This is a genomic window from Paraclostridium dentum, assembly GCF_048568265.1.
Classification (GTDB): domain Bacteria; phylum Bacillota; class Clostridia; order Peptostreptococcales; family Peptostreptococcaceae; genus Paraclostridium; species Paraclostridium dentum.
Genome location: NZ_CP183813.1, coordinates 2,887,883 through 2,900,799, shown reverse-complemented (window position 1 = coordinate 2,900,799; position 12,917 = coordinate 2,887,883). Strand labels below are relative to the sequence as shown.

General features: G+C 30.4%; 11 protein-coding genes. All 11 read left to right on the top strand.

What is annotated here, in order from left to right; all coding sequences use genetic code 11:
* Positions 1-53 precede the first annotated feature (53 nt).
* Positions 54-1,139, top strand: a complete 1,086-nt coding sequence (locus ACN6I1_RS13500) for a CapA family protein (protein WP_419742212.1) — start codon at positions 54-56, stop codon at positions 1,137-1,139.
* 154 nt (positions 1,140-1,293) lie between these two features.
* A complete protein-coding gene (gene cooS / locus ACN6I1_RS13495) occupies positions 1,294-3,195 on the top strand; it encodes an anaerobic carbon-monoxide dehydrogenase catalytic subunit (RefSeq protein WP_419742211.1) in 1,902 nt (633 codons plus the stop codon).
* Entirely contained in the window at positions 3,188-3,658 is a 471-nt protein-coding gene (locus ACN6I1_RS13490; RefSeq protein WP_419742210.1) for a 4Fe-4S dicluster domain-containing protein, read from the top strand. The genes cooS and ACN6I1_RS13490 overlap by 8 nt, the downstream gene beginning before the upstream one ends.
* Positions 3,633-4,862: an NAD(P)/FAD-dependent oxidoreductase gene (locus ACN6I1_RS13485; RefSeq protein ID WP_419742209.1), complete on the top strand. Its 1,230-nt coding sequence runs from the start codon at positions 3,633-3,635 to the stop codon at positions 4,860-4,862. Before ACN6I1_RS13490 ends, ACN6I1_RS13485 begins: the two co-directional genes overlap by 26 nt.
* Before the next feature lie 159 nt (positions 4,863-5,021).
* The gene (locus ACN6I1_RS13480; RefSeq protein WP_419742208.1) at positions 5,022-5,831 is read left to right on the top strand and encodes an ATP-binding protein; all 810 of its coding nucleotides are present in this window, start codon (positions 5,022-5,024) and stop codon (positions 5,829-5,831) included.
* A gap of 132 nt (positions 5,832-5,963) precedes the next feature.
* Positions 5,964-7,262: a Glu/Leu/Phe/Val family dehydrogenase gene (locus ACN6I1_RS13475; RefSeq protein ID WP_419742207.1), complete on the top strand. Its 1,299-nt coding sequence runs from the start codon at positions 5,964-5,966 to the stop codon at positions 7,260-7,262.
* Positions 7,263-7,729: 467 nt separating this feature from the next.
* On the top strand, positions 7,730-9,022 hold the full coding sequence (locus tag ACN6I1_RS13470) for an NlpC/P60 family protein (RefSeq protein WP_419742206.1): 1,293 nt from the start codon (positions 7,730-7,732) through the stop codon (positions 9,020-9,022).
* A gap of 177 nt (positions 9,023-9,199) precedes the next feature.
* Positions 9,200-10,126, top strand: a complete 927-nt coding sequence (gene pyrB / locus ACN6I1_RS13465; protein WP_419742205.1) for an aspartate carbamoyltransferase — start codon at positions 9,200-9,202, stop codon at positions 10,124-10,126.
* Complete coding sequence (locus ACN6I1_RS13460) at positions 10,119-11,294, top strand: dihydroorotase (protein WP_419742204.1); 1,176 nt, start codon at positions 10,119-10,121, stop codon at positions 11,292-11,294. The genes pyrB and ACN6I1_RS13460 overlap by 8 nt, the downstream gene beginning before the upstream one ends.
* Positions 11,294-11,986, top strand: coding sequence for a dihydroorotate dehydrogenase electron transfer subunit (locus tag ACN6I1_RS13455; protein ID WP_025161365.1), 693 nt, complete (start codon positions 11,294-11,296; stop codon positions 11,984-11,986). Before ACN6I1_RS13460 ends, ACN6I1_RS13455 begins: the two co-directional genes overlap by 1 nt.
* The gene (locus tag ACN6I1_RS13450) at positions 11,979-12,881 is read left to right on the top strand and encodes a dihydroorotate dehydrogenase (RefSeq protein ID WP_257440183.1); all 903 of its coding nucleotides are present in this window, start codon (positions 11,979-11,981) and stop codon (positions 12,879-12,881) included. The genes ACN6I1_RS13455 and ACN6I1_RS13450 overlap by 8 nt, the downstream gene beginning before the upstream one ends.
* The last annotated feature ends 36 nt before the right edge of the window (positions 12,882-12,917 follow it).

Genomic DNA, 12,917 nt, shown 5'->3' with positions numbered 1-12,917 from the left:
AATGCATAAGCTATAATATATTTAGGGTTTATTACTTTTGTGGAGGTAGATAGATGAAAAAAAAGATTAATAAAAAGAAGCTATCACTATTAATATCTGGAATAATTGTTGTAGTGGTAGTTATTTGCATGCTTATTTTTAAAATTATTGTAGGAAATAATAAAATTAAAGATATTAATGAACAATCAAAAAAAGTTGATGAAGTAACAGAAGTAAAAAAGGAAAGCATAACTATTAATTTTGTAGGGGACATAACTATGGGGAACTATAAGGGAGCTTCATATTATGGATCTTTTGATAATGAGTTTGAAAATCAAGAGCAAGATTATGGATACTTTTTAAAAAATGTTAAGAAAATTTTTGAAGAGGATGACTTAACTGTAGCAAATTTAGAAGGGCCTTTAACTAGCGCAAGCAATGCAAAAGTTAAAAAATTTGCATTTAAAGGAGATCCTTCTTATGTAAATATACTTAAAGAAGGTGGAATAGATGCTGTAACATTAGCAAATAACCACTCGGAGGATTATTTTGACGAGGGTATGAAACAAACTAAATTTATATTAAAAGAAAATAATATAGATTATTTTGGTTTAGGAGAGAAAAGTATAGTAGATGTTAAAGGTGTAAAGGTCGGATTATTAGGTTACAATGGTTGGCCTGAAAATTATAATGAAGAATTTTTAAATAATATGAAAAAAGATATACAAAGTATGAAAAAAGAATCGGATGTAGTATTTGTATATTTCCATTGGGGAACAGAGCGACAATATTATCCTGATCAAGTTCAAAAAGATTTTGCGCATTTTGCTATAAATAATGGAGCTGATGGGGTGTTAGGAAGTCATCCTCATGTTATGCAAGGAATAGAAGAATATAAAGGAAAGTATATTGCATATAGCCTAAGTAATTTCTGTTTTGGAGGTAATAAAAATCCTCAAGATAAAGATACTTTTATATACAAACAAACGTTTAACTTTGAAGATAATAAACTGATAAGTATAAATAAGCCTGAAATTATACCTTGTTCTATATCATCTGAAGGTAATGTTAATAACTATCAACCAACACCACTAAATGGAACAGAATCAGATAGAGTAAAAAATAAATTGAAAAATATAAGCGAAGGCTTAAACAAATAGATTATAAAAAACTTATTTACTTATTGGATTTTTTCAAAATTAAATAAGTTTTTTTAATTAGGAAAACTTTTTCAAAAAATATGTTTAACTATTAACAATGCATGGTATATATAAAAAGAATTACCATAAAAATAAATTTAGGGGGAAGTAATTTATGTCTTGTGTTAGTTGTAAAATGTGCGAAAGTGCAGATAAAAAGTTAGAAAGTTTTGTAGCGTCGAAGGATGTTGAAACGGCATTCCATAGAACTGAAGATCAAAAAATTAAATGTGGTTTTGGACTTCAAGGTGTATGTTGTAGATTATGTGCAAATGGACCATGTAGAATAACACCTAAATCTCCAAGGGGAATTTGTGGAGCAGATGCTGATACAATAGTTGCTAGAAACTTTTTAAGAGCAGTTGCAAGTGGAGCTGCATGCTATCTGCATGTTGTTGAAAATACAGCTAGAAACTTGAAAAAATTAGGTGAAGATAAAGGAATAATAAAGGGAGAAAAGACAATAGATGAATTAGCTGAAATATTTGGGGTTGAAGCTAATGATAGACATGAAAAATGTATAAAAGTTGCACAAAAAGTTTTAGATGATTTATATAAATCTAGAGATGAGAAAATGGAGTTAGTAGAGAAAATAGCTTATGCTCCAAGAGTTAACAAGTGGAAAGAAATAGGAATAATGCCAGGAGGAGCTAAGTCAGAAGTTTTTGATGCAATAGTTAAGTCATCTACAAATTTAAATAGTGACCCTGTTGATATGCTTATAAACTGCTTAAATTTAGGAATATCTACAGGATTATATGGACTTACACTAACTAATCTTTTAAACGATGTTATTTTAGGAGAGCCAGTTATAAGAACTGCACCTGTAGGATTTAGAGTTATAGATAAAGATTATATAAACATAATGATAACAGGACATCAACATTCAACATTTGCTCACTTCCAAGATAGATTGAAAGATGAAGATGTTGTTAAATTAGCAAAAGAAGCAGGAGCCAAAGGGTTTAAATTAGTTGGATGTACTTGTGTAGGGCAAGATTTACAGTTAAGAGGTGAGCACTATCAAGAGGTATTTGCAGGTCATGCTGGAAATAACTTTACAAGTGAGGCTGTACTTTCTACAGGAGCAATAGATATGATTGCATCTGAATTTAACTGTACTATACCAGGGATAGAGCCTATAGCAGATAAATATAAAGTGAAAATGGTTTGTTTAGATGATGTAGCTAAAAAAGTTAATGCAGAATATGTACCATTCGATAGAGAGAACATAGAATCAATTTCAGAAAAATTAATAAATGAAGCCTTAATAAGTTATAAATCAAGAAGAGGCGAAGTTGAAATAGACATACCTAGTGACCACGGCCATGATGTTTCATTAACAGGTGTAAGCGAGAAGAACTTAAAGGCATTTTTAGGGGACTCATGGAAACCTCTTATAAACTTAATTGCAGAAGGTAAAATAAAAGGAATAGCAGCAGTTGTTGGATGTTCAAATATGACAGCAAAAGGACACGATGTATTTACTGTAGAATTAACTAAAGAGCTTATAAAAAGAGATATAATCGTTTTATCTGCAGGATGTTCAACTGGAGGCTTAGAAAATGTTGGATTAATGTCTCCTGGAGCTGAAGAATTAGCAGGTGAAAATTTAAAAGAAGTTTGCAAATCTTTAGGAATACCACCAGTATTGAACTTTGGACCATGTTTAGCTATAGGAAGACTTGAAATAGTTGCTACTGAAATCGCTAAAGAATTAGGAATAGATATACCTCAGCTTCCACTGATTTTATCTGCACCTCAATGGTTAGAAGAACAAGCTTTAGCAGATGGAGCATTTGGATTAGCTTTAGGATTGCCTCTTCATTTAGCATTACCTCCATTTATAACAGGTGGTAAATTAGTTACACAAGTTTTAACTGAAGGGTTAAAGGACATAACTGGAGGTCATGTTATAGTTGATTCAGAGGTTGTATCTTCAGCTGATACATTAGAAAAGATAATTATAGATAGAAGAGAAAAATTAGGATTAAAGGATGTGGAATGCTATGCATAGGATTCTAATTAATAAAGAATTATGTACCGGATGTAAGAGTTGTGTTTTAGCATGCATGTTAAGAAACGATTTACAAAAAGATATGTACTCTTTAGATTTAGAAGACCTAGATAACGAAAGTAGAAACCACATAGAGTTAAATAAATTTAATAATCCAATTCCTATTATTTGTAGACATTGTGAAACTCCAGAGTGTGTACTTACATGTATGAGTGGAGCTATGACAAAAAATAAAGAAACTGGAATAGTAAGTTATGACAAAGATAAGTGTGGAGTTTGTTATATGTGCGTTATGGCATGTCCATATGGAACTTTAAAGCCTGATGATAAAACAAAACAAACTATTTTAAAATGTGATATGTGTGAAAGTATAGGATATCCCAAGTGTGTAGCTAATTGTCCAACTGGAGCAATAACGCTACAAGAGGAGGTAAAAAATGAATTATGTAGTTCTGGGTGCTAGTGCAGCAGGCATTAACGCTATAAAAGTATTAAGGGAGTTAGATGAAAAAGCTAATATAACATTAATATCAAAAGATGAACACATTTACTCAAGATGTATGTTGCATCATATTATATCTGAACATAGAACATTAGATAGCTTAAACTTTGTAGAAACTAAATTTGATGAAAAATATAATATAAGTTGGAAAAAGTCATGCACTGTAAATAATATAGATATAGAAAATAAAGAAGTATCTATACTAGAGACTGGTGAAAAATTTAAATATGATAAACTATTAATTGCAACAGGGGCATCATCAGCTATGCCTCCTATAAAAAACTTAAAAAAAGCAAAACATGTGTATGGACTTAGAAATATAGAAGATGCTTATGAAATAAAAGAAAAAGCAAAAGATTGTAAAAAAATAGCCATATTAGGAGCTGGGCTTGTAGGAATAGATGCTCTTATAGGATTATTAGAATATAAAAATTTAGATATATCTGTAATATATAGAGAACCTTTTATACTAAATAGGCAGTTAGATGAATACTCTGCATCAGTATATGAAAATAAATTTAAAGAATTAGGTGTGAAATTCTTCAAGGGTGCAAGTGTTAATGAAATTTGCATGGATAATAATGGAAATATAATTGGAGTAGTATTAGATGATGAAACTTATATAGAATGTGATATGGCAATTGTAGCAACAGGTGTTATTCCAAATGCTGAATTTATAAATAAAGAGTTTATAAGTTATGATAGAGGAATAATCATAGATGAGAATTGCAAAACTACTGCAAAAGACATATTTGCGGCAGGTGATGTTGTTGGTAAAAATGCAATTTGGCCTTTAGCTGTGAAACAAGGAATAGTAGCTGCCTATAATATGGCTGGAAGAGAAGAAAAAATAGATGATTCATTTGTATACAGAAACACAATGAATTTTTTAGGTATACCTACAGTTTCGCTAGGAATAGTTGATATGGAAGAAGATTGTATCGTAAATGTTAGAAAAGATGAAACCGGATATAAAAAGTTTATAATAAAAGATAATGTTATTAAAGGAGTGATAGTTCAAGGTGATATATCTTATGTAGGGGTTCTTACTCATTTGATAAAAAATAATATAGAAATACCAGATTTAGAAAAAAGAATTTTTGAAATAGGATATGCAGATTTCTTTTCTGTTAAAGGAAATGGAGAGTTTTGCTATAATATATAATTAAGGGAGTGTCTCAAAATAGTATAGTGTGAAAGAATGAATATAAGTTTTGCTCCTAAAGCTGAAAAGATGCTTTGAAAGTCGCTAAAACTTATATTTATTCTATCCCTACTTATTTTGAGACGCTCCTTTTTAAATATATATTATAGGAGTGTAAATATGAAGGTTTATGCATTAGTAGGAGAGAGTGGTTCTGGAAAAAGTTATAAAGCATTAGAGTTAGCCTATGAAAAAAATATAAACTATATAATAGATGATGGAATTTTAATTTTTAAGAATAAAATAATTGCTGGAATATCAGCAAAACAAGCAAGCACCAAAATTCAGGCAGTTAAAAGAGCTATATTCAATGATGAAAACCATAGAAATGAAGTTAAATTTAAAATAGTGGAAGAAAATATAGAGTCTATTTTAATAATAGGAACATCAGATAAAATGGTAAATCAGATAGCTAGTAAATTAAATTTAGCGAAAATATATAAAACTGTTTATATAAATGAAATATCGACGCAAGAAGAAATAGATATTGCGAAAGAGTGGAGAAGTAAAGGAAATCACATAATACCTCTTCCGACATTAGAGGTTAAATCTATTGCTAGTGGACTTAGTATAAATCCGATTAAAAAATTATTTAAAAGAGAAAATAAAGAATCTATATTAGTTGAAAAAACTATTATTAGACCGACATTTAGCTATATGGGGAATTTTTATATTAAAAAAAATGCAATAAATCAAATAATATTTTTTGAACTATCAAAATTTGATTACATAAGCAAAATTAATTCAGTAAAATTTAACAATAAAAAAGGAAATTTAGAAATATTTATTATTTTAGAATTGGATTTATTTAACTGTATTGAAACTATTTTTAAGCTTCAAGAACATATAATAAAGGCATTGTATGATGTTACTTTAATAAATGTAAGTAGGCTAGATATAAGAGTAAACAAGATAAAAAGTGTTAAATAAAAAACTAATAGAAATTTTATACAAATACATAAAAAACTGTGCTATAATCAAACTGTAAGTGGAGGAAATCATTTTCCGACAAATAACAAAGGGGATTTAAAAAATTAAAATATTTTTAAGGGGGCTTTTAAAATGGCTGAAAAAACTTTAAATGTTCTAGAGATAGCAAGATCTCAAGTAAAAACTGCTTGCGATAAATTAGGGGCAGATCCAGCAGTATATGAAATATTAAAAAATCCAATGAGAGTGTTAGAAGTATCATTCCCAGTTAAAATGGATGATGGGACTGTAAGAACATTTACAGGATATAGATCACAACATAATAATGCTTGTGGACCATTTAAAGGAGGATTAAGATTCCATCCAGCAGTTTGTATGGACGAGGTTAAAGCTTTATCTACTTGGATGACTTTCAAGTGTTCAGTAGTAGGAATACCTTATGGTGGAGGTAAAGGTGGTATGGCCATCGACCCTACAGAATTCTCTCAAGCTGAGTTAGAAAGAATATCTAGAGGATTTGCTAAGTCAATAGCTCCAATAATAGGAGAAAAACAAGATATACCAGCTCCAGATGTTAATACAAATGGACAAATAATGGCTTGGATGGTTGATGAATATGCAAATGTTACAGGGGAATTCCAACCAGGAGTATTTACTGGAAAACCAGTTGATTTCTATGGATCTTTAGCTAGAAATGAAGCTACAGGATATGGAGTTGCTACAATTGCAATGGAAGCAGCTAAGAAAAAAGGAATAGATGTATCAAATGTTACTGTAGGACTTCAAGGATTTGGTAATGTTGGAAGCTTCGCTGGTATGTACATAGATGAAGCAGGAGCTAAAGTAATATATGTAGAAGATCATACAGGAACTATATATAATAAAGATGGAATAGATATGAAAGCTTTAATGGCTTACAATAAAGAACATAGATGTATAAAAGGATTCCCAGGTGCAGAAGCTGTTGACCAAAGTGTAATAACTGCAGAAGTTGACGTATTAATGCCTTGTGCACTAGAAAATCAAATAACTTCAGCAAATGCTGGAGATATAAAAGCTAAAATAGTATGTGAAGGAGCTAATGGACCAACTACTCCAGAAGCAGATAAAATACTATTTGAAAAAGGAATAACTTTAGTACCAGATATATTAGCTAATAGTGGTGGAGTTACAGTTTCTTACTTTGAATGGGTTCAAAACTTAATGAGATACAACTGGAGTTTTGACGAAGTTCAAGAAAAACAAAGAGCTTTAATGAAAAAAGCATTTGAAGAAATATGGACATTAGCAGGAGACCACAATGTTGAAATGAGAACAGCTGCATACATGATGTCAATTAAGAGAATAGCTGATGCTATGAAATTAAGAGGATGGTATACAGAAGCTCCTGTTAAAGAAGAGGCTAAGAAAGAAGCTACATCTTTAGCTTAATAAATAATATTAAAATAAATAAAATTTAGAATAAAAAAAGTGTACATTTAATCAGTCTTATACTGATTAAATGTACACTTTTATTTTTATGCAAAAAATAAAAAAAGCATATAAAAAAATTTATACACTAGATATAAAAAATTACATGCTAATATCTGCTAAAATATCCAAATTTATTTACTTTTTGAAAAAAATAGTATATAATTAATATAAAAATGTATATTAAAAGTTATTTTTGGATAAAATAATAAATTTTTAAATATTATATACAAGATATAAGTTAAATATTGTTAATATAAGAATACTATATAACTTGTAACAATTATTTACAAAACAGTTACAAAGTTGTGACATATAAATACAAAAATGAAAATATCTTGTGTATTAGTATTTTATCCTACATAGGTTTCAGCTATGAAAATAACACGTAAGAATACTTATGGTGAATTTTTGGAGGGAAAAACATTATGAAGAGAAAAATATTAGTACCAGTATTTGCATCATTTATGGCATTATCAATGAACGGGATAGCGCATGCAGACGATGCAAAAGTTGAGAAGGCAACAGATAAAAAAGACGTTAATGAAAAGAATGTAATAAACTTAAAAGACTATAAAGATGTAGATTTTAAAGTTGCAGAAGTTAAAGATGGAGTTGCTGTAAAAGTAAGAAAGCAAGGATCAGTTCAAACTATAGCATACACAGGTGACCAATTTAAAATAGTTGGAGAGCAAGATGGATGGTATAAAGTTCAATTAGATGATGAAACTGAAGGATGGATAGCATCTAGATATGTTGATGTTAAAGCAGCTAATGCTTATATAACAGCAGATAAAGTAAACTTAAGAAAAGATGCTCATGTAGAGTCTGATGTAAAAGATAATTTACCAGCTTCTACAAAAGTTCAAGTTTTAGCAACTGAAGGTAACTGGGTAAAAGTTAAAAATGGAGAAAATGAAGGATTTGTAAGAGATTTATACGTATCTGATAAAGCTCCAGTAGTAGAAGAAGAAAAGACTCAATCAGATGTTAAAGATCAAAATGATGGACAAGTATCTGATAATAATCAAACAACAAACAATGATGCTACTAATGAAAATGAAAGCAACAATGTTGAAAACAACAATAACAACAATAATGATGCTGTTGAAGAAAACAATGATAACAGTACAACTAACAATGACAATAATAACAACGGCAACAATAATGTAGATAATGACGAAAATAATAATGATAATGATAGCAACAATAATAATGATAACAACAGTAATGTAGATAATAACGATAATACAAATAACAACAATAACAATAACAATAATAACAACAATAATAATAATAACAATAACTCAAGTGAAGAAGAAAAGCCAGCACCACCAGTTAATAACTCAAATGCAGCTTCTGCTGTAGTTGACTTAGCTTATGCTAAATTAGGATCTCCTTATGTTTGGGGAGCGGAAGGGCCTAACAGCTTTGACTGTTCAGGACTTACTTCATATGTATTTAGAAATGCTGCAGGAGTATCTTTACCAAGAACTTCATCTTCTCAATACGGAGTTGGTAGATCTGTAAGTAAAGCTAATTTACAAGCAGGAGACTTAGTATTCTTCGCAACTGGTGGCGGAGGAGTAAGCCACGTTGGTATATATGTTGGTGGAGGAAACATGGTTCATGCACCAAACTCAGGAGATGTTGTTAAAGTTAGTAACATAAACTCATCTTACTGGCAAAAAGCTTACGTAGGAGCTAAGAGAGTATTATAATATAGGATTTAAAAGGATATATTTAAATAAATATATCCTTTTTTTTTGCTTAAGTAAGACCGATTTTTTATAAACTCATATTGACATCGTTTCTTAAAGGTGATAATATTCTATAAAAGAAAAAAATTAAAATACTTTTAAATTTAGTCCAGAGAGGCTAAAAAAGGAGGAACATATATGAAATTACAGGGAAGAAATTTAATCCAACCAGAAGACTTTTCGATAAATGAAATAGATGAAATTCTATCTTTATCTCAAAATATAATTGACAATCCGTCAAAATACTCACGAGTTTGTGAAGGTAATTTACTAGCAACTTTATTTTATGAACCATCAACAAGAACAAGATTTAGCTTCGAAGCTGCAATGAACAGATTAGGTGGAAAGGTAATTGGCTTTTCAGAACCAAATTCTTCATCAACAGCAAAAGGAGAAACATTAGAAGACACTATGGAAACAGTATCTTGTTATGCTGATGCTATAGTCATGAGACACCCAAGAGCCGGTTCAGCTTTAGAGGCGTCAAGGTTTGCTAGAGTACCATTTATAAATGCAGGAGACGGAGGAAATCAACATCCAACTCAAACACTTACAGATATTCTTACAATAAAATCACTTAAAGGAAATTTAGAAAATCATACTATCGGATTATGTGGAGATTTAAAAAACGGAAGAACAGTACATTCACTAGTTAAAGCTATGGCAAGATATAAAAATACTAAATTTGTATTTATATCACCTAAAGAGTTAGAAATGCCTCAATATATAAAAGAAGTTATAGTTGGGCACGAATATGTGGAAACTAATAGCTTAGATGAGGTTATAGAAGATTTAGATGTTCTTTACATGACTAGAGTTCAAAGAGAAAGATTTGAAGATCAAGAACAATATGAAAGACTTAAAGATTATTATATATTAACAACAGAAAAAATGAAAAAAGCTAAACCAGATATGTTAGTTATGCATCCATTACCAAGAGTAAATGAAATTGATACAGAGGTAGATAAAGATGATAGAGCGGTATACTTCGATCAAGCAAAATATGGAATGTACGTTAGAATGGCATTAATAATGAAACTTCTGGGGGTAGATGCAAATGAGTAAACTTCTTATAAAAAACGTAAAAATGATTGATTCTAGCATGAACTTTAAAGGAGATTTACTTATTGAAAATGATAAGATTTCTAAAATAGACTCGAATATAAATCCTACTGATATTGAAGGTTTAAAAATTATAGATGGAAAAAATAAAATTTTAATGCCGGCATTTATAGATTTACACACACACTTAAGGGACCCGGGATTAACACATAAAGAAGATTTAGAGACAGGACAAAAAGCAGCATTGAAAGGTGGATTCACAGTACTTTGTCCAATGGCGAATACTAAGCCAGTTTGTGATAACGAACAGGTTATGGAATATGTGTTAAGCAAAGCTAAGAAATTAGATTTATGTGATATAAAGCAAGTCTGCGCTATAACAGAAAATCTTGAAGGTGAAAAAATTATAGATATAGAAAAAATGAGAACGTATACAGATTTATTCTCTGATGATGGATACACTCTTCACAATGAAAAAATAATGAGAGATGCACTTAGTTTATCTAAAAAATTGGATTTTAAAGTTCTAACTCATTGTCAGCCGGAGTTTGAAATAGTAAAAAGAGATTTAAACATGCTTAAAGAGGTTGGAGGAAATCTTCATATCTGTCATATAAGTTTAAAAGATACTTTAGATGAAATTAAAAAATATAAGAATGATGGATATAAGTTCACTTGTGAGGTAGGTCCTCATCATATATTCGGATATGGATTAGAATATAGAGTTAACCCAGCCTTTGCAGAGAAAGAAGATATGAAACATTTAATACAAGGAATAAAAGATGGATATATAGATATGATAGGAACGGATCATGCTCCTCATACAAAAGAAGACAAAGAAAAAGGAGCTCCTGGAATATCCAATATAGAAGTTGCATTCCAAATGGTAAACAAAGTATTTAATGAAAACAATATATCTTTAAATAAATTAAGTGAGATGATGAGTGCGAATCCTGCTAAATTGCTAGGTTTAAATCAGGGATTAATAAAAGAAGGTTTAAGAGCGGACTTAGTTATAGTAGATTCGGAACAAGAAGACGTTATAGATGTATCTAAGTTTATATCTAAAGGAAAAAACAATCCATTTGATGGTCAAAAAGTTAGAGGGAAAATAATAATGACTATAAGAGATGGAAGAGTTATGTATGACGTAAAGGGGGGGATGCAATAATGTACAAAATTTTAGAAAATAAATATATAGGCGAAGATATGTATTTTATGAAGGTAGAGGGTAAATTTGAAGCTAAGATGGGTCAATTTTATATGCTTAGAGCCTGGGATACATACCCATTACTTTCAAGACCGATAAGTGTTCATGATGTAAATGAAGATAGTATATCTTTTTTATATAAGGTTGTGGGAGAAGGAACTAAAATATTAAGCAATTTAAGAGTAAATGATGAAATTAAATTAGAAGGCCCTTATGGAAATGGATATGAAAATGTAAAAGGTAAGGTTGCATTAGTAGGAGGAGGCATAGGTATAGCTCCACTATACCTAGTAGCTAAAAATATTGAAAACTGTGATGCATACCTAGGATTCAGAAAAGAAGCTATATTAGAAGAAGAATACAATGAAGTGTGTAATGAAGTAAACATAGCTATAGGAGACACTTTTGTTACAGATATATTAGATGTAGAAAAATATGATTATATATTAACTTGTGGGCCTACACCCATGATGGAAAAGTTAGTAAAGATGACAGAAGGAACTAATACAAAAATAATGGTATCTTTAGAAAATCATATGGCATGTGGGGTAGGAGCTTGCTTAGTTTGTACTTGTAAAACTAAATTTGGAAATAAAAAAACATGCAAAGATGGGCCAGTGTTCTGGGGAGAGGACGTGATATTCAATGGCTAATTTAAATGTTAAATTCGGAAATATAGAATTTAAAAATCCTTTAGTTATGGCATCGGGGACTTTTGGATTTGGAAAAGAATATGCAGAAATTTATGATATAGAAAAATTGGGTGGAATAAGTAGCAAAGGGCTTACATTGGAAAAAAGAGATGGAAATAAAGGTATGAGAGTTCACGAAACTCCATCAGGGATGATGAATAGCGTAGGACTTGAAAATCCTGGAGTAAGAGGTTTCATAGAAAATGAACTTCAGTTTTTTAAAGAACTAGATACGGTTAGAATTGCAAATTTAGGTGGAGGAACATTAGATGACTACATAAGAGGTGTAGAGTTACTAAACGACCAACCTATAGATATGATAGAATTAAATATTTCTTGTCCAAATGTTAAGGCAGGAGGTATGGCCTTTGGGATAAAAAATGAGGTTGCAAGGGAAGTTGTAAGAGCTGTAAGAGCAAAAACTAAACTACCATTAGTTGTAAAGTTATCACCTAATGCTGAAGATATAGTTGGGATGGCAAAGGTATGTGAGGAAGAAGGCGCAGATGGTATATCATTAGTTAATACTTTCAAAGCTATGGCTATAGATATAAATAAGAAAAAACCGGTATTTGAAAATATATATGCTGGGTTATCTGGACCTGCAATAAAGCCTATAGCTTTAAGAATGGTTCATGAAGTTTGTAAAGCAGTAAACATACCAGTAATGGGAATGGGTGGAATAACTAATTGGCAAGATGCCATAGAGTTTATAATGGCTGGAGCTACTTGCGTACAAGTTGGAACTGCTAACTTTATAAATCCTAGAATTGGATTAGATATAATCAAAGGAATAGAAGATTATATGGATAGAGAAGGAATCAAAAGTTTAGATGAAATTAGAGGTATAGTTTAGGTAATTTTAATGAGGTAGCTACGGATTAAGATTTCT

Excerpts from the sequence above, each read along its gene's own strand:
- ACN6I1_RS13500 (WP_419742212.1), top strand. The coding sequence starts at position 54 with ATGAAAAAAAAGATTAATAAAAAGAAGCTATCACTATTAATATCTGGA.
- cooS (WP_419742211.1), top strand. The coding sequence starts at position 1,294 with ATGTCTTGTGTTAGTTGTAAAATGTGCGAAAGTGCAGATAAAAAGTTA.
- ACN6I1_RS13490 (WP_419742210.1), top strand. The coding sequence starts at position 3,188 with ATGCATAGGATTCTAATTAATAAAGAATTATGTACCGGATGTAAGAGT.
- ACN6I1_RS13485 (WP_419742209.1), top strand. The coding sequence starts at position 3,633 with ATGAATTATGTAGTTCTGGGTGCTAGTGCAGCAGGCATTAACGCTATA.
- ACN6I1_RS13480 (WP_419742208.1), top strand. The coding sequence starts at position 5,022 with ATGAAGGTTTATGCATTAGTAGGAGAGAGTGGTTCTGGAAAAAGTTAT.
- ACN6I1_RS13475 (WP_419742207.1), top strand. The coding sequence starts at position 5,964 with ATGGCTGAAAAAACTTTAAATGTTCTAGAGATAGCAAGATCTCAAGTA.
- ACN6I1_RS13470 (WP_419742206.1), top strand. The coding sequence starts at position 7,730 with ATGAAGAGAAAAATATTAGTACCAGTATTTGCATCATTTATGGCATTA.
- pyrB (WP_419742205.1), top strand. The coding sequence starts at position 9,200 with ATGAAATTACAGGGAAGAAATTTAATCCAACCAGAAGACTTTTCGATA.
- ACN6I1_RS13460 (WP_419742204.1), top strand. The coding sequence starts at position 10,119 with ATGAGTAAACTTCTTATAAAAAACGTAAAAATGATTGATTCTAGCATG.
- ACN6I1_RS13455 (WP_025161365.1), top strand. The coding sequence starts at position 11,294 with ATGTACAAAATTTTAGAAAATAAATATATAGGCGAAGATATGTATTTT.
- ACN6I1_RS13450 (WP_257440183.1), top strand. The coding sequence starts at position 11,979 with ATGGCTAATTTAAATGTTAAATTCGGAAATATAGAATTTAAAAATCCT.